Origin of the sequence: Bacteroides sp. ET225, from assembly GCF_024733745.1 — a bacterium.
In the GTDB taxonomy this organism is placed as follows: domain Bacteria; phylum Bacteroidota; class Bacteroidia; order Bacteroidales; family Bacteroidaceae; genus Phocaeicola; species Phocaeicola excrementipullorum.
In genome coordinates this window covers 42,419-60,213 of the sequence record NZ_JANRHN010000001.1, presented here as the reverse complement: position 1 = coordinate 60,213, position 17,795 = coordinate 42,419, and the positions used below count along the sequence as shown (strand labels likewise).

At 50.2% G+C, this 17,795-nt stretch carries 12 protein-coding genes; 5 read left to right on the top strand and 7 right to left on the bottom strand.

The genetic code is table 11. The features are described 5' to 3' along the window. Nucleotides 1-63: 63 nt before the first annotated feature. From NW212_RS00260 to NW212_RS00230, 7 genes are read right to left on the bottom strand one after another with little or no spacing between them, the layout of a single operon-like run. The gene (locus NW212_RS00260; RefSeq protein WP_258336665.1) at nucleotides 64-1,944 is read right to left on the bottom strand and encodes a beta-galactosidase family protein; all 1,881 of its coding nucleotides are present in this window, start codon (nucleotides 1,942-1,944) and stop codon (nucleotides 64-66) included. Nucleotides 1,945-1,976: 32 nt separating this feature from the next. Then, nucleotides 1,977-2,372 carry a rhodanese-like domain-containing protein gene (locus tag NW212_RS00255; protein WP_258336664.1) on the bottom strand — a complete coding sequence of 132 codons (396 nt, stop codon included), beginning with the start codon at nucleotides 2,370-2,372 and terminating at the stop codon, nucleotides 1,977-1,979. 12 nt (nucleotides 2,373-2,384) lie between these two features. Further along, on the bottom strand, nucleotides 2,385-3,050 hold the full coding sequence (locus NW212_RS00250) for a NigD-like protein (RefSeq protein ID WP_258336663.1): 666 nt from the start codon (nucleotides 3,048-3,050) through the stop codon (nucleotides 2,385-2,387). Next, the gene (locus NW212_RS00245) at nucleotides 3,047-4,201 is read right to left on the bottom strand and encodes an acyltransferase (RefSeq protein WP_258336662.1); all 1,155 of its coding nucleotides are present in this window, start codon (nucleotides 4,199-4,201) and stop codon (nucleotides 3,047-3,049) included. The genes NW212_RS00250 and NW212_RS00245 overlap by 4 nt, the downstream gene beginning before the upstream one ends. Before the next feature lie 34 nt (nucleotides 4,202-4,235). Next, nucleotides 4,236-5,213, bottom strand: coding sequence for a D-alanine--D-alanine ligase (locus tag NW212_RS00240; protein ID WP_258336661.1), 978 nt, complete (start codon nucleotides 5,211-5,213; stop codon nucleotides 4,236-4,238). Continuing rightward, the gene (locus NW212_RS00235; RefSeq protein WP_258336660.1) at nucleotides 5,210-6,283 is read right to left on the bottom strand and encodes an RluA family pseudouridine synthase; all 1,074 of its coding nucleotides are present in this window, start codon (nucleotides 6,281-6,283) and stop codon (nucleotides 5,210-5,212) included. Before NW212_RS00235 ends, NW212_RS00240 begins: the two co-directional genes overlap by 4 nt. 15 nt (nucleotides 6,284-6,298) lie before the next feature. Continuing rightward, nucleotides 6,299-6,949, bottom strand: coding sequence for a PASTA domain-containing protein (locus tag NW212_RS00230; RefSeq protein WP_258336659.1), 651 nt, complete (start codon nucleotides 6,947-6,949; stop codon nucleotides 6,299-6,301). A 293-nt stretch (nucleotides 6,950-7,242) separates the two neighbouring features. Between NW212_RS00230 and NW212_RS00225 the strand changes: the two genes are divergently transcribed. From NW212_RS00225 to NW212_RS00205, 5 genes are all read left to right on the top strand, one after another. Next, nucleotides 7,243-8,427, top strand: a complete 1,185-nt coding sequence (locus tag NW212_RS00225; protein ID WP_258336797.1) for a class I SAM-dependent methyltransferase — start codon at nucleotides 7,243-7,245, stop codon at nucleotides 8,425-8,427. A gap of 346 nt (nucleotides 8,428-8,773) precedes the next feature. Further along, entirely contained in the window at nucleotides 8,774-10,696 is a 1,923-nt protein-coding gene (locus tag NW212_RS00220; protein WP_258336658.1) for a family 43 glycosylhydrolase, read from the top strand. Between the two features lie 25 nt (nucleotides 10,697-10,721). Continuing rightward, complete coding sequence (locus tag NW212_RS00215; protein WP_258336657.1) at nucleotides 10,722-13,229, top strand: alpha-L-arabinofuranosidase C-terminal domain-containing protein; 2,508 nt, start codon at nucleotides 10,722-10,724, stop codon at nucleotides 13,227-13,229. Between the two features lie 12 nt (nucleotides 13,230-13,241). After that, nucleotides 13,242-15,239: a glycoside hydrolase family 127 protein gene (locus tag NW212_RS00210; protein WP_375337924.1), complete on the top strand. Its 1,998-nt coding sequence runs from the start codon at nucleotides 13,242-13,244 to the stop codon at nucleotides 15,237-15,239. Between the two features lie 247 nt (nucleotides 15,240-15,486). Next, a complete protein-coding gene (locus NW212_RS00205; RefSeq protein ID WP_258336795.1) occupies nucleotides 15,487-17,793 on the top strand; it encodes a beta-galactosidase in 2,307 nt (768 codons plus the stop codon). The last annotated feature ends 2 nt before the right edge of the window (nucleotides 17,794-17,795 follow it).

Here is a 17,795-nt window from a genome sequence, read left to right as displayed (position 1 = left end):
GCGTTCTGCTGTGCGTACAAAAACTCCGTGGCCTTGCGTCTTTTGTTTTGGCCAGAGCCGGATTTATTGCAGTTTGGTCAGGACCGGAGTCTTGACAGTCTTCACTTCTGTCTTCGGACTTTCGTTCAGCTGTTCGAAGATGACAATCTTGTTCTCGCCTTTCTTCAGCCATACGCCCGGGATGTAAAGCGTCTGCTGCGGACCGACTTCCCAGTAGCGGCCTATGTTCTTGCCGTTTATGAAGATGATTCCTTTGCCCCATTCTTCCATGTCGATGAATGTGTCGCCTGTTTTGTCAAGCGTGAATGTTCCTTCGTAGATGACCGGACTGTCTTTCAGCTTTGCAGCCTGGGCGGCGCTGTTTGTGAATGTGCAGCTTCCCATTTTGCCGCATTCCGGCGCTTGGCTCATCGGCAGCTTATACATGTTCCATCCGCCTGTAATCTTCTTGCCGGCTATAGTTACCGGACTGATGATTCCTTTGCTGTTTTCCGTGATCTGGCTGCCGTAATTGATGCGTCCCATGTTTTCTACCAGAATCTGCAGGGTGGAATTGAACGGGACCTCTATTTCCATCGAGTAAGTCTGCGTGTTGCGGTTCAGTACGCCTGCTTTCTCGCCGTCGACGTATACTACGGCAAAATCGCGCAGTCCGGGTATCTCAAGCGTTCCGCTTATGGGCTGGTTAAACCGGCGCGTGTAGAGCACATATCCGTACCCTTGGTTCAGTTGCTCGAATGTCAGAGGGTCTGCGCTGGTTTCCGGCTGCATTCTTTCGGTATATGCCAGAAGGTCGGCCACCTGGTTTAGCTTGATCGAAGGGATTTCGATGACCGGATTCGGAGCAGGAGGAGCGGGAACCTCATATTTTACATATTTCTTGATGACCGTGCGGATGGAGTCGTATTTGGGCGTAACCCATCCTGCCTCGCTGATGGGAGCGTCGTAGTCATAGCTTGTCATGTCCGGCTGGATGTCACGCTTCTTGTCGTAGTTGGCTCCGCTGGTAAATCCGAAGTTCGTTCCTCCGTGAACCATATAAAAGTTGAAAGACACGTCGTTCTTCAGATATGCTTCTGTCTGGCGGGCGATTTCGGAGGCGCTTACTTGCGGGAACGGCTCAGCCCAATGCGAGAGCCATCCGGGATAGAACTCAGCCACCATATACGGGCCTTTGCCGTCGTGATACTGGTTGACAACCTTTTTCAGGTTTTCGATATCACTTTCTCCGTTGGCGGTAGGCAGTGCTCCTTCCGTGGTTCCGCCTTCAAACAGCCAGCTTCCGTCGGATGTAAACAAGGGAACGTCAAAGCCGGCGTCGGCCAGTTGCTGTTTGATTTTCGCGTTGTATCTGCGATGTTCGTCCAGGGTAATATCTTTTCGCTGGGATACGTATGATCCGAATTCATTTTCGCATTGCACCATGATGATTGGGCCTCCTTTGGTGCATTGCAGATCGCCCACTTCCTGATACAGGCGGTTGATATAAGCCTTTGTGTGTTCAAGAAAAGCCTTGTTGTCGCGTCTGACTTCCATGCCGGGCACGTTTTGCAGCCACCAGGGATACCCTCCGTATTCCCATTCGGCGCATACGTATGGGCCCGGGCGAAGAATGACCATCATGCCTTCTTCTCCTGCTGTGCGGATGTATTCGGCCAGATCCTTATCTCCGCTGAAGTCCCATTTGCCTGGTTCGGTTTCGTGCAGATTCCAGAATACATAAGTGGCGACTGTATTCAGTCCCATTCCCTTCATCATTTGCAGGCGGTGCCTCCAGTATTGGTGTGGGATGCGTGAGTAATGCATTTCTCCCGAAAGAATCGGTACTATTTCTCCATTCCGGTAGAAATGGCCGTTTTTGATTTCGAATGTGTTTTTGGCTTGCGCCAGCATTCCTGTTGGGAAAAGAGCCAGCAGCAGTACATAAAATAGAAATTTTTTCATGGTATGGTTGTTTTATTGATTAATGCCTGGTGTTATTTCTCCGTGTTTTTCCCTGCTTCCTTCCATCCTTCAAATCCTTTGTCCAGATTGAAGACGGTATAGCCTTTTTCTGAAAGCCGTTCGGCTGCATTCCGGCTTCTGCGTCCGCTCCTGCAATAGACGGCTACGGGGCGGTTGTGTTCAAGCTGTTTTTCGGCGTCATCGAGGAAGTGCTGGTCCAGCACGTTGATGTTCAGACTTCCGGCTATGTGTTCTTCTGAATATTCAGTTGCTGTACGCACGTCTACGCATTGCACTTCACTGTCATCGATAAGTCGTTCAAACTCATCGGCAGACAGATTTGTGAATTTTGTATCCGCTTTGCCGGCACATGCCGGTATGATAATTGCCGACAGGCAGAAGGTGATAATCTGAAATAATTTCTTCATGGTCAGTCTTTGCTAATAGGTATGAATTTCAGGATAGAGAAATTTGTAAACAGTTTTTCCCTGTTTGTATGTATTGATTTCAAAAAAGACACTGTCATTCTGTTGAAGTTCGTTCCGGTATGCCCATAATGGGACAGACAGGTAAACTTCTTTGCTGAAAGCTTCCAGATCGTTGTTGCGGTCATGATACAGCTCCAGGTGAAGGATCTGTTTTCCGTTGCTTTCCGTTATGCCGTGGTTTACAAAGTGAAAAGCATGGCTCTGGTCCTTTACGAGCGGAGTCAGAATCATGTTCAGGTAGTTTCCCGACTGCCAGATGCTCCGGATATCAGTCGGGTCTGTTTTAATTTCATCCTTGAAATAATCCGTTGCGACAGGAATCATGGAAAGCACCAGTTGTGCGGAGTAGAGGTATGCTTCGTTATTGTCTTGCAGCGTGTAGACAGAAACGGTCCGGTAGATTGTGTCTGCGTCTAGTCCGTCCAGTCCGTCCCGTTTCTGGATTTCCAATGTTTTTCCATTGTCGGTTATCAGCCGCTGGAGGCTCCCTTCTGCGTCTGTACCCGCATCGATGAATTCGGTTATCACATCGGGATATACATATTCCTCCTCCTTGCATGCCGTAGACACGGCAAGGCACACCAGCAAACTTCCTGTCAGTAACTGCAATTTTTTCATGCCCCGATCGCTTTCAGATGATTGAGTGCCGGATTTGCGTACATGTCGAGGATGCGTTTGCGCAAAAAGGCTTCATCCTTGTCATTGAGTGTAATCAGATCCAGCTTTTTCCGCAGATAAGCTTCGAACTTTTCCTTTTCTTCCGGCGTATATTTGTCGCTGAAACGGCTGGTGCCTTCGGCCAGGTCGCAGGCGATATAGTTTCCCGGATAGAGCCGGTAGCTGCGGTGAATCTCCCTGTCGATCAGTTCAGCCACCTTCTTGAAGACTTCAGTTTTAGGCAGGAACCTCAGTTCTTCAAGCTTTCCGCTGATGCAGGCTGCAGCCTGGAAATGCACTCTTCCCTTATAGCCGAATATCCCTGTTCTCATGTTGTTCAGATCGTCTTCCTGACTTTTCTTGAATCCTTCAATGTCCCGTTTCTGCTGCATTTCCTTTGCTTTCAGGAAGTCGCAAGGGTCATATTCGTAAGAAAGCGACAGAGGGACGATATTCAGCTCCTTCAGTCGGTCGATTATATCCCCTTCGCCGCCCATGGCCAGCATTTTCAGCACGCTTTCCTGCGTGTGGTCGTTCGAGTCTTTGGCTCTTCCTTCCCTTTGGGCAATCCAGACATTTTCGTGCTTCTGCGTAACGGCAAAATGGATGTATCGCGACATGCGGACCGACGATTCGAGCTTTTGCCGCATGCTTAGCGCACGCTGCACGATAAAGGATTTGTTGATCCGCACCAGCTTCTTGATCCATGGATAAATGAGCAGATTGTCTCCGATGGCAATTTCCACCGTAGTCGGGAAGCCGTTGTCTATCAGTCCCACCGAAAGCAGTCCCGGATCGAGCACGATGTCACGGTGGTTTGAAATGAACGTGTAGCTGATGCGCTTGTCGCCCAATGCGGAAACGTCCAGGTCAAAGCCGTCGCTGTACTGGCTGATGATGTTTTGCAGGAGTCCGTAGAATATGTTTTTCTGAATGTCCAGATTGGTCTTGCAACGCGCCAGCACATGTCTTAAACTTTCAGGGCTCATGTCGGGTATGACCGCCTTGATGACCGTCTGAAACATCGGATCAGCCATCAGTTCGCTGAGCACTTGCGGTAGTTCTTCCGGAGTATACGGACGGATTTCGTCAAATTCGGCAGGTATATTCATAGTTTCTTCATTTTCTTTTCCAAAGGTAATAAAATTAATTGAAATGATCTTCTATAATTTCAGTCATAACATCTTTTATGTCGAGTCCTGCCGCGCGCACTTGTTGAGGGATGAAGCTGGTGGCGGTCATTCCCGGTGTGGTGTTGACTTCAAGCATGTTTATTTTCTCTCCTTCGGTGATGATGTAGTCCACACGGACCAGTCCCTTGCATCCCAGAATGTCGTAGATGGCAGAAGTCAGTTTCTGCACGCGTGCGGTGAGTTCGGGGCTGAGGCGTGCCGGCGTGATTTCTGTCACTTCTCCGTTGTATTTGGCGTTGAAGTCGAAGAACTCGTTTTTGCTTACCACTTCGGTTATGGGAAGCACGACCGTTCTTCCTTTAGCCCGGTAGCATCCGTTTGCCAGTTCGGTTCCGTCCATGAACGCTTCGATCATCACATCGTCTGATTCCTTGAATGCCGTTTCCAGTGCAGGCTGGATCTGTTCCCGGGTCTTTACTTTCGTTACGCCGAAGCTGGATCCGCTGGCATTCGGCTTGATGAAGCAGGGCAGGCCGATTTTGTCTATGACTTCTTCGTCGCTGATGCCATGGCTCTTGTGTACCAGCATGGATTCGGCAATGCGCACTCCGAAGCTTTTCAGGTATTGGTTGAGAGTGAATTTGCTGAACGTAAGCGCCGATACAAGCACGTCGCAAGTAGAATAAGGTATGCCGATGAGTTCGAAGTATCCTTGCAGGATTCCGTTCTCGCCCGGCGTGCCGTGGATGGTGATATAGGCGAAGTCAGGAACAATCTTCTGTCCGTTGTCTGTAAAGCTGAAGTCGTTCTTGTCCACCTGTGAACGCGAACCGTCTGGAAGGATGGCTTCCCAGCTTTGTCTGGTCAGTTCGATGATGTAAAGCGTGTATTTTTCCTTGTCTATGAATGAATAGATACCTTCTGCACTTTTCATGGAGACTCCGTGTTCGGACGAGTCGCCTCCTGCTACGATAGCAATGATACGTTTCATAATTGTTCTCTGTTGCTGATATAGTTTCTCCACCGTTCCAGCAGGTTTGCCATGTCTTCGGGCAGTTCGGATGTGAAAAACATTTCTTTTCCCGTGCGTGGGTGTACGAATCCCAGCGTCTTGGCATGAAGCGCCTGCCGCGGACAGATTTCGAAACAGTTGTTTACAAATTGTTTGTATTTACTGAAATGAGTTCCTTTTAATATTTCATGTCCACCATACCGCTCATCGTTGAACAGTACGTGGCCGATGTGTTTCATATGGACACGGATCTGATGCGTGCGCCCGGTTTCGAGTACGCATTTTACCAAAGTGACATATCCCAGACGTTCCAGCACGTGGTAATGGGTAACCGCATGTTTCCCTTGCTCGGGGTCGCTCATGACGGCCATCTGCATGCGGTCTTTCGGATTGCGCCCTATATTTCCCTCGACAGTGCCTTCGTCTTCGTCAATGATGCCCCACACCAGTGCGTTGTATTCCCTTTTGGTGGTCTTGTTGTAGAATTGCAGTCCCAGGCTTGTTTTCGCGTCCGGAGTCTTTGCCACCACCAGCAGTCCGGATGTGTCCTTGTCGATGCGGTGGACAAGTCCTACTTGCGGGTCGTTGGGGTTGTAGCTCGGGACGTCGCGCAGATGCCATGCGATGGCATTGACCAGTGTGCCGTGATAGTTTCCGCATCCCGGATGCACCACCAGTCCCGCAGGCTTGTTTATGACCATCAGGTCATCGTCTTCATATACGATATCCAGCGGAATGTCTTCCGGAACGATGTCGTTGTCATACTTCGGGCGGTCCATCATGACCGTCAGCACGTCGAGCGGCTTGACCTTGTAGCTGCTTTTTACGGGCTTGCCGTTTGCCATGACGAAACCCGCGTCAGCCGCAGTCTGTATGCGGTTGCGCGATGCGTTGACGATGCGTTCAAACAGGTATTTGTCGATGCGGACGGGAGCCTGTCCCTTGTCCACCACTACCCGGAAGTGTTCGTAAAGTCCGTCCTGCCCTTCTGCGGAGTCTATGTCTTCCAGCGAGTCGTCCAGTTCGTTGTCAATGTAGTCTTCTGCCATTTCCGTTGTATAGCCTTAAAACCATGAACCGTCAACTTCCGCTTCTCCTCCCTCCGAGTTGTCGGCAGGAAGGCTTATCTGGGTGGAATCTGTCTTTGTCAGTTCGCGCATGGCGGTGCTTCCCACGCAGAGCGTCAGCAGAGCTTCGTTTGGCACCTTGTCGCCGGCCGAGAGGCTTCTGCCCCTGTATTTGATTCCGTATACCCAATCCTGTTCTCCGGATACATATTCGGGTTCCGTCACCTTGAATCCCATGGACCTCAGCTTGGCTTCTGCCTGCCGGAGTGAACTGTTGTCGATAAGGTCGGGCAGGGCCACAAGGGGTACGTTGGTTGTTGTAACGGTCAGATATACAGTCCTGCCTTCTTTTACCCGGGATCCTCCCGACGGCTTTTGGTCGAGTACGATTCCCGCAGGCGACCCTTTCACATAGCTGGAGTCAACGACAGCGTATTCTAGCTTTTGGGTTCCCAGTGCACGTCTTGCCTCTGCAATAGTCTTGTTGGTTACGTCAGGCACCACATACGATTCTCCGTGGTGCGTGTATTTGTCGAGCCAGAGCAAGGTGCCCCAGCAGACCGCAACGGTTACTATAATCATTCCGGCCAGATTAAGCCAGAAGAAACGGTTCTTTTTGAACGAAAAGAAATCTTTGAGCGATATCATCTTGTTGTTGTCTTTTTTTATATAATTTCAGAAGTCTGGAACCGGCCAGACTCTTTTCCTCGTGTCGGTTATGGAGCCGGTAAGGAAATGAGCGTGGGCTTTGTCCATTCTCTCTGCTTGTTTGGGGCAAAAGTAACTATATTTGCTTAATTGTGGAAATTTTGCTTCAAGTTTCTCCGGTTCGGCGGATTGCCCTTCTGAGATGGCCGCCTGTTTCAGTCAAGATAGCCGCCTGTTTTTTATACCGGAGGATTTCCGTATCTTTGTGGTGTCCGATAAAACGAAAAGACATGATACAGTTTTCATCCGAAACATTGCAGTTCATACGGGAGCATCGCACGGACAATGTGCGCGACCTGGCTCTTCGTGCTTCTAGGTATCCCGGCATAGATATGCAGGCGGCGGCAGAACAGATTGCGGGCTGGCAGGTTGCCCGGAAAAAGTTGCCCGGATGGGCGCAGACCGAGGGGATTGTCTATCCGAAGCATCTGTCGATGGAGCAGTGTTCTTCTGAAATAACGGCAAGGTATAAGGCTTCGCTGGTGAGGGGATATGCTTTTACGGATTTGACCGGAGGCTTCGGTGTCGATTTTGTCTGCATGGCGCGGAATTTCAGGGAGGCGGACTATGTGGAAAGGCAGGAGGCTCTTTGTGAACAGGCTGTTCATAACTTTCCTTTGCTGGGGCTGGAGGATGTCAGGGTGCATTGTGCCGATGCCGTGGACTATCTGAAAGCGATGGAGCCGGTAGACTGCCTCTTTCTGGATCCGGCCCGTCGGGACTCGCATGGCGGGAAAACCGTGAAAATAGCTGATTGTGAGCCGGATGTGTCGGCTCTCGAGCCTTTGCTTTTGGAAAAAGGGAAGCGGGTGATGGTCAAGCTTTCTCCGATGCTGGACATCTTTTCGGCATTGAGGGAACTGAAGCATGTGCGCGAAGTGCATGTGGTGGCTGTTAATAACGAGTGCAAAGAACTGTTGATTATGCTTGAAAAGGGCACAGAGGCATGTTCTGATCCGGTTGTATGTTGTGAACAGGCTGTTGATAACTTTTTATCCGAACCCTTCCGGTTTACTTATCCGGAGGAGAAAAAGGCCGATTGCCCACTGGCAGTTTCTGTGGAAGAATACCTTTATGAACCGGGCGCTTCTTTGATGAAAGCGGGTCCGTTCCGCCTGTTGGCGGAGCGTTACGGGCTCAGGAAGCTGCACCCCGACAGCCATCTGTATACCTCATGGCGGCTTGTTGACTTCCCCGGGCGCCGTTTCCGCGTGACCGGTGTTTCCGGTTTCGGGAAGAAAGAGCTGAAAGCGTTCCTTCACGGCGTGGACAAGGCGAATCTGACCGTCCGCAATTTCCCTGCTGCGGTGGCCGACCTGTGCAAGAGGCTAAAGCTCAGGGAAGGAGGGGATGTGTATCTTTTTGCCACTACGTTGGGGAATAACGAGAAGGTTATAGTGAAGGGAATGAAGGCTTGAGGGGGCGGAAGATTCCGCTCTCCGCCGTGAAAAGTTTGGACTGTCCCGTTTTATTCTGTAAACCACACTGTGGTTTGTACAAACAACGATGTGGTTTATAGAAACGACAATGTGGTTTATACAGTTCACAGTGTGGTTTGAAGTTTCTGTGGCGTTCCGTCGTTTTGCTCATAGGGGAAGCCGGATGAATTTCACAGGTGACTGATTTTTTGTTCCTGTGCCATCAAACAGACTGAAAATTTTGATTTTGCCCGATTATTTATCGTTTTTTGAATGATTTGTTTGTGTAGTTTGTACACTAATCCTTATCTTTGCATCAGTCAAGTTAACATTTTAAGAACAGATTATGAGAAACCGGATTTTGACTTTGCTCGCATTTTTTTCGTTTGTTGCAAATGTGTCTTTTGCGTCTTCTGTCGAAGAAAAAGATTATGTGGCTTATCTCTTTACGTATTTCACGGGAAATCACATCAGTGAAGAGGCTGTTTGTTATGCCGTCAGCATGGACGGGTATTCGTATTGGGCGTTGAACGGAAACAAGCCTGTTATCGATTCTAAAGTTATCAGCTCTACGGGCGGCGTGCGTGATCCGCATATCCTGCGCTGTGAGGACGGAAAGACATTCTATATGGTTGTTACGGATATGGTGTCTGACAACGGATGGGATTCGAACCGTGCCATGGTGCTGTTGAAGTCGACCGACCTCGTAAACTGGTCGCATTCCATCATCAACATGCAGAAGCGGTATAAGGGGCAGGAGAAGCTGAAGCGCGTATGGGCGCCCCAGACTATTTTCGACAGAGAAGCGGGGAAATATATGATTTATTGGTCGATGCAGTATGCCGGCGGGCCGGATGTTATCTATTATGCATACGCCAATGATGATTTTACTGATCTGATCGGCGAGCCGAAGCCTTTGTTCATTCCGGCGGACAAGAAATCGTGCATTGACGGGGACATTGTATACAAGGATGGAACCTATCATCTGTTTTACAAGACCGAAGGGCATGGAAACGGCATAAAGGTTGCAACCACCCGTTCGCTCGTTTCCGGAAAATGGAAAGAAAGCGCCGACTACAAGCAGCAGACGAAAGAGGCGGTAGAGGGAGCCGGAACTTTCAAGCTGATCGGGCAGGACAAATACATCCTGATGTATGATGTGTATATGAAAGGCCAGTATCAGTTCACGGAAACTACTGATCTGGAGCACTTCAAGGTAATTGACCATGCGGTGAGCATGAACTTCCATCCGCGCCACGGAACGATTATCCCGATTACGCGTGCCGAACTGCAGCGGATAACAGACAGATGGGGAAAGCCTGCCGAACTGGGCGAGTTGCCTCAGAACCCGGTTCTGCCCGGATTCCATGCAGATCCGGAGATTCTTTATTCTCATCTTACCGGCAAATACTATATTTATTCCACTACCGACGGACAGCCCGGCTGGGGAGGGTGGTATTTCACCGCTTTCTCTTCGCCCGACATGAAGGACTGGAGCTATGAGGGAGTGGTGCTGGATCTGCGTTCTCCGCAGGTTCCCTGGGCCAACGGAAATGCATGGGCGCCGGCCGCAGAAGAAAAGCTGATTGACGGAAAGTACAAATATTTCTTTTATTACAGCGGAAACCCGAACGACGGTTCCGGGAAACAGATCGGAGTTGCGGTGGCCGACAGTCCGGCCGGTCCGTTCAAGGATATGGGCAAGCCGATTGTCACGGAATCTCCCGCCCGGAAAGGGCAGCAGATAGACGTTGACGTGTTTACTGATCCGGTTTCCGGCAAATCTTATCTTTATTGGGGAAATGGCTATATGGCAGGAGCTGAACTGAATGCTGATATGGTTTCTCTGAAGAAGGAAACGGTGCGGGTGATGACTCCCAAGGGCGGAACATTGAAGGACTATGAATACAGGGAGGCTCCTTATGTATTCTATCGGAAAGGAATCTATTACTTCATGTGGTCGGTGGATGATACGGGTTCGGCCAACTATCATGTGGCATACGGGACATCCGATTCGCCGTTAGGAAAGGTTAAAGTGGCGGAAGATCCGATTGTTACCATACAGAATCCGGAAAAGGAAATCTATGGCCCGGCGCACAATGCTGTCATCTGCAAGCCGGGGACGGATGAGTGGTATATCGTTTATCATCGTATCAATAAAAACTATCTGGATAAAGACAAAGGCCCTGGTGTCCATCGGGAGGTTTGCATCGACCGGCTGGAGTTTAATGAAGACGGTACGCTTAAACGGGTACAGCTTACAGAATAAATCTTATGTCACTTAAAATCCTGATATGATGAAACATTTGGCATGTATCGCAGTTCTATGCGCATGTGCGGGAACTTTTCCTGTGTCGGCGCATATCGGAGAGATTATGAACGAACCGGACTCGGTCTATCTGTTTTCGTACGCAACGGTTCCCGATGCCGGAAGAAGCGGCTTGAAGTTTGCGTGGAGTCCCGACGGAGAGAAATGGTTCAGTGTCGGAAACGGATATGCTTACGTGAAGTGTGACTATGCGGCATGGGGTGCGGAGAAACGGATGGTGGATCCGGAGTTGCGCCGTGACGGTGAAGGCACGTGGCACTGCATTTGGCAGCTGAACGGGAACGGCAAGGAATTTGCCCATGCGGCTTCGGAAGACCTGCTTTCGTGGAAGCGGCAGACATATTTTACAGACGATCAGTTCGGCCGGTATGTGTCGGACGGATGGACAAAGTTTCCTCAAAAGACAGTGCTGGTTGATGGATCCTCCGAGAGCGGAACGGTGCAGAAGGTGGCATGGAGCGATGTGGAAAGGTTGTCGATGTTTGCCGATCACCGGGCGTATCGAGCTCGTCTTCACGATGAACGGGCGGAACAGGACGGGACAAGGTTTGCCGGACTTCAGCCTGTGAATCTGAAGGTGAAGGTGCTGGAGGGACAGGCAAAGCCGATTAGTGACAAGTTGATCGGCGTGTTTTTTGAAGACATTAACTACGGAGCGGACGGCGGCTTGTATGCCGAACTGGTTCAGAACCGTGACTTCGAGTATGTTGCGGGGGAAAACGGCCGTGTAAAGGACTGGGGGCCTGCATACGCCTGGTCGGTTGAAGGGGCAGGAATGCAGATGTCCGTAAAAAGCGAACGTCCGATCCATGAAAACAACTCCCATTATCTGGCTTTAGATGTGGAACATGCGGGAGCGTCGCTTGTGAATTCCGGCTTCGACGGTATGGTAATAAAGGAAGGCGAGAAATACGACTTCTCATTCTTTGGCAGAATGCAGGGAGGAAAAAGCGGGAAGCTGAGAGTCTGTTTGCGCGATGAAAGCGGGAATGTACTGGCGGATAAAACAGTGAGCGTTTCGTCGGGCGGCTGGAAGAAAAAGTCTGCAGTGCTTCGGGCTGAGGCTTCGTCCGGCAAGGCTGTGCTGACTCTTTCTCCGTTGGCGGAGGGAAGCTACGAGCTGGATATGGTTTCCCTTTTTCCTCAGAATACGTTTAAGGGACATAAGAACGGATTGCGTGCGGACTTGGCGCAGGCGATAGCCGATCTGCATCCGCGCTTCGTCCGCTTCCCGGGAGGATGCGCTTCGCACGGACAGGGACTTGAAAACATTTACCGCTGGAAAAATACGGTCGGGCCATTGGAAAGCCGGAAGCCGATGAAGAACATTTGGGGGTATCATCAGACAATGGGACTGGGCTATTTCGAGTATTTCCAGTTCTGTGAGGACATGGGGGCCGAGCCTTTGCCCGTACTGGCTGCCGGAGTTCCCTGCCAGAATTCGGCATGTATACCCGGCAAACTGTTGGGAGGAGGCCAGCAGGGAGGCATTCCGATGGAAGAGATGGACGAATATGTGCAGGATATATTGGACCTGATTGATTATGCGAACGCAGATCCGAAAAATAACAAATGGGCGAAGATGCGTGCCGAAGCGGGTCATCCGGAGCCTTTTGGCTTGAAGTATATCGGAATCGGAAATGAAGACCAGATAACGGACGTGTTTGAAGAACGCTTTGCCATGATCTATAAGGCGATAAAGGAGAAACATCCCGAAATCACGGTGATCGGAACAGTAGGTCCGTTTTACGAAGGCACTGACTATGAGGAGGGATGGGATCTGGCCGACAGGCTGAAACTGCCGATGGTAGACGAACATTATTATAACACGCCGGGATGGTTCATCTATAACCAGAATTATTATGACGGGTATGACCGCTCCGGGTCGAAGGTTTATCTGGGTGAATATGCCGCGCATCTGCCGGGACGTCCCAACAATATTGAAACGGCTTTGGCTGAAGCACTTTACCTGACCGCGGTGGAGCGGAACGGTGATATTGTCCGGATGACATCCTATGCCCCGTTGCTGGCAAAGGAAGGCTATACGCAATGGAATCCGGATCTGATTTATTTCAACAACAGGGAGGTGAAGCCTACGGCAGGCTACTATACCCAACTCTTGTTCGGGCAGAACGCGGGAGATACTTATCTGCCTGCTGAATGTGCGGTTGACAATCAGAGAGAGGATGTCCGCAAGCGTATCGCGACATCTGTTGTCCGTGACAGCAGAACGGGAGATCTGATTGTGAAGATGGTGAATCTGCTTCCGGTTCCGGTCAAGGCCGACTTGGATTTGCCTTCCGGAACGAGCGACAGTTCAGCGTCGTTGCATGTGCTTTCCGGAAAACCGGCCGACAAGAACGTGAAGCCTGTTTCCAGTTCGCTGGCTGTCGGAGAAGATCTTGCATACGAAATGCCGGCCTATTCTTTAAGCGTCTTTCGCATTTCTTCTGATTCTAGTAATAACCGATAAAATCAACAGTTGATGAAAACAGCAGTATTGTTCGTTGCCGGATTGCTTGCCGGATCCGGCACTATGGCTCAGCAGGTCGGATATCCTGTCACGCCGGTACCGTTCACCGCTACCCACGTGGACGGAGGATTTTGGAAACAGCGTCTTGACGCCTGCCGGGATGTAACCATTCCTTTGGCCTTCAGCAAGTGTGAAGAAACAGGGCGTTACGATAATTTCCTGAAGGCTCAGCATCCTTGCGATACCTTTTCGGTCGGAGGCTTTTCGTTTGACGATACGGACGTCTATAAGACGATAGAAGGAGCGAGCTATCTGTTGCAGACTTATCCCGACAAGAAGCTGGAGAGTTATATCGACAGCGTGCTGCATATCGTGGCGGGAGCGCAGGAGCCCGACGGATATCTGTATACCGCCCGCACGATGAATCCCAAGCATCCGCATCCGTGGGCCGGATCAAAGCGTTGGGAAAAGGTTGAAGAGCTGAGCCATGAGTTTTATAATCTCGGACACATGATTGAAGGGGCGGTGGCTCATTATCAGGCCACAGGCAAGCGGAATTTTCTTGACATAGCCATCAAATATGCCGACTGTGTATGTAAGGCGATCGGGCCGGATAAAGGCCAGACGGTGCGCGTTCCGGGACATCAGATCGCTGAAATGGCTTTGGCGAAGCTGTATCTTGTGACCGGAAACAGGAAATACCTGGATGAGGCGAAATTCTTTCTCGACAAGCGGGGATATACATCGCGCAAGGATGCTTACAGCCAGGCGCACAAGCCGGTAGTGCAGCAGGATGAAGCCGTAGGTCATGCTGTACGTGCCACTTACATGTATTCGGGAATGGCTGATGTGGCTGCTTTGACGGGGGATACTGCTTATGTTCATGCCATTGGCCGCATATGGGACAATATTGTGGGAAAGAAACTTTATCTGACCGGCGGAATCGGCGCTACGGCCAACGGGGAAGCTTTCGGCGGCAATTATGAACTGCCGAATGCTACAGCCTATTGTGAAACATGTGCAGCTATCGGAAACGTGTATGTAAATCACCGGCTGTTCCTTTTCCATGGTGATGCTAAATATTATGATGTTCTCGAACGTTCGCTATATAACGGTGTGCTGTCGGGCATTTCGCTGGATGGAGGCAAATTCTTTTATCCTAATCCGCTGGAGTCTGCCGGAGGGTATGAACGGAAAGCCTGGTTCGGCTGTGCCTGCTGTCCGTCGAATCTTTGCCGTTTCCTCCCATCCGTTCCGGGGTATGTTTATGCAACCCGCGGAGATAGTCTGTATGTTAATCTTTTTATGGAAGGGGTTTCGGAGATTCAAGTGGGCAAGTACAAGCTGGAACTCCGGCAGCAGACTGCTTATCCTTTTGAAGGGACTGTCAGGATGCAGCTTACAAAAGGGAAGGGTGATTTTGTTATGAAAGTGCGTATTCCGGGATGGGTACGTGGAGAAGTGGTTCCGAGCGACCTGTATCATTTTGCCGATAAAAAAAAGACAGATTATTCTGTAAAGGTGAATGGAAAAACCGTAGACGGGGAACTGGAGAATGGTTATCTTGCAATAAGCAGACGCTGGAAGAAAGGAGATGTGGTTGAATTGTCTTTGGATATGACTCCCCGTTTGGTGGCGGCCAACGAGAAAGTTGCGGACGACCGCGGTAAGATGGCGGTGGAACGTGGTCCGTTGGTATATTGTGCGGAATGGCCGGATAATGAAGATATTGATCTGTTCTCGGTGCTCTTGCCTCGTGAGGCTCAATTGGCGGTAACAGGCGAAAAGGCGCCCGGAGGGGCATGTGTGATTGCTGCCAAGGCTCAGCGGCTGTCGTACGATGCAGAGGGGAAACTGTGTACTTCTGACGTTACATTGAAACTGATACCTTATTATTCGTGGGCAAATCGCGGGCAGGGAAAGATGATGGTTTGGCTTCCGGTAGAAGCCGGAGCGGTTCATCTTGGTCCGGCTTTGAGGGTCGGAACCAACGAGTTTGTTGACAAATAAGGACTTGCCATGCATTTGTTCGTTTAAATTATTGGGTTGGACTGTACAAATGCTGGCAGGCTTTAGATCGCGGGAAAGCAAATATGACTTTTTTCCATTCCATGCTGACTGATTTATATATGTTGCGGTTTCCAAAAATGTCTTATATTTGCGAATCGTTTGAGTATTAACCTTTTGAAAAAAACAAGAGAATATCATGAATCATCGTTTTTTAGGTATGGCTCTGTCGTTGCTCCTTTCGTGCGGAATGGTTTCTGCTACGGCTTCTTCTGCAGGAACAGCAACAGGGACTGATCAGAAAGAAACTTTTGAAGTGGGGAAAGGAACTTTTCTGTTGAATGGCAAGCCGTTTGTCGTTAAAGCGGCCGAAGTGCATTATCCGCGTATCCCGGAACCTTATTGGGAACAGCGTATCCTCTCGTGCAAGGCTTTGGGGATGAATACGCTTTGCCTGTATGTGTTTTGGAATCTCCATGAGCAGCATCCGGGAGAGTTTGACTTTTCAGGCAATAAGGACATTGCCAAATTCTGCCGCCTCGCGCAGAAGCATGGGATGTATGTGATTGTACGTCCGGGTCCTTATGTCTGCGCCGAATGGGAGATGGGCGGTCTGCCTTGGTGGCTTCTGAAAAAGCAGGATGTGCAGTTGCGCACGCTTGATCCATATTATATGGAGCGTGTCGGCATTTTCATGAACGAAGTGGGCAAGCAGCTGAAAGACCTGCAGATTTCTCGCGGAGGAAATATTATCATGGTTCAGGTTGAGAACGAATATGGGTCTTATGGAACCAACAAACCGTATGTATCGGCTATCCGTGACCTGGTGAAAAAGGCCGGCTTTACGGATGTTCCTTTATTCCAGTGCGACTGGAGCTCCAATTTCACCAACAATGCGCTGGATGATTTGATTTGGACTGTCAACTTCGGGACAGGGGCAAACATTGAAGAGCAGTTTAAAAAGCTGAAACAGGTCCGTCCGGATACTCCGCTCATGTGCAGTGAGTTCTGGAGCGGCTGGTTTGACCATTGGGGACGCAAGCACGAAACCCGTGATGCCGCTACGATGGTGAGCGGAATAAAGGATATGCTTGACCGCAACATTTCGTTCAGCCTCTATATGACGCATGGGGGAACGACATTCGGCTGGTGGGGCGGAGCAAACAATCCGGCTTATTCGGCTATGTGCAGCTCTTATGATTATGACGCTCCTATCAGTGAAGCGGGGTGGACCACTCCGAAATATTTCCAGTTGCGTGAATTGCTGAAGCAGTATCTTCCGGAAGGAACAACGTTGCCCGAACCGCCGGCTTCTTATCCTGTGATAAGCGTAGCTCCGATTACGGACTGGCAGGTGGCTCCTTTGTTTGAGAATCTTCCGGAGCCGAAGCAGACGGAGGATATCAAGCCGATGGAGATGTTCGACCAGGGCTGGGGAAGCATTCTGTACCGCACGGTATTGAAAGAAGACGTCAGCGGAACGCTTCATTTGGATGAAATGCACGACTGGGCTCAGGTGTTTGCTGATGGAAAACTGCTGGGACGTCTTGACCGCCGTCACGGAGAGTTTACTTTGCCGTTGAAAGAAACGTTGAAGAAAGGTACACGGCTCGACATCCTGGTCGAAGCGATGGGACGCGTGAATTTTGACAAGTCTATCCATGACCGCAAGGGTATTACTGAAAAAGTGGAAGTGATCAGTGGTGATGCTTCCGTTGAATTGAAAGGGTGGACAGTATACAATCTTCCTCCGTTCTATGATTTTGTGAGTCAGAAGAACTATAAGGCAGGGAAGCCTCTTCAGGGGCCTGCTTACTATAAGGCGACTTTTATGCTTGACAAGGTGGGCGATACGTTCTTCGATATGCAGACCTGGGGAAAAGGTATGGTTTGGGTAAATGGCCATGCTTTGGGACGTTTCTGGGAAATAGGTCCTCAGCAGACGCTTTATATGCCGGGCTGCTGGCTGAAAGAGGGCGAAAATGAGATTATAGTGCTCGATCTGAAAGGCCCCGCTGAGGCAAAAGTGTCGGGACTGGAAAAGCCGATACTGGATATGCTCCGCGAAAAGGCTCCTGAAACTCATCGCAAGGACGGACAGACGCTGAAGCTGGCTTCTGAAACTCCGGTTCATGCTGGCACGTTTGCTTCTGGAAACGGATGGCAGGAAGTGAAGTTCGGCAAGGCTGTAAACGGACGCTATTTCTGTCTGGAAGGCACTTCTAACTACGATGGCACAAATATTGCAGCCATTGCCGAGATGGATGTGCTGGGAGCTGACGGCAAGCCCGTATCGCGCGAGTCCTGGAAGATTGTATACGCTGACAGCGAGGAAACGCGCAGCGGCAATCGTACGGCCGACAAGGTCTTTGACTTGCAGGAAAGTACATTCTGGCAGACGGTCGACAATACGGCTTACCCGCATCAGATTGTTATCGATCTGGGCAAGGAGTATCAGATTACCGGATTCCGGATGTTGCCCCGCGCTGAAGCCGGCGCTCCGGGATTGATAAAGGATTATAAAGTGTTTGTCAGAAAGACAGACTTTTCTTATTGATT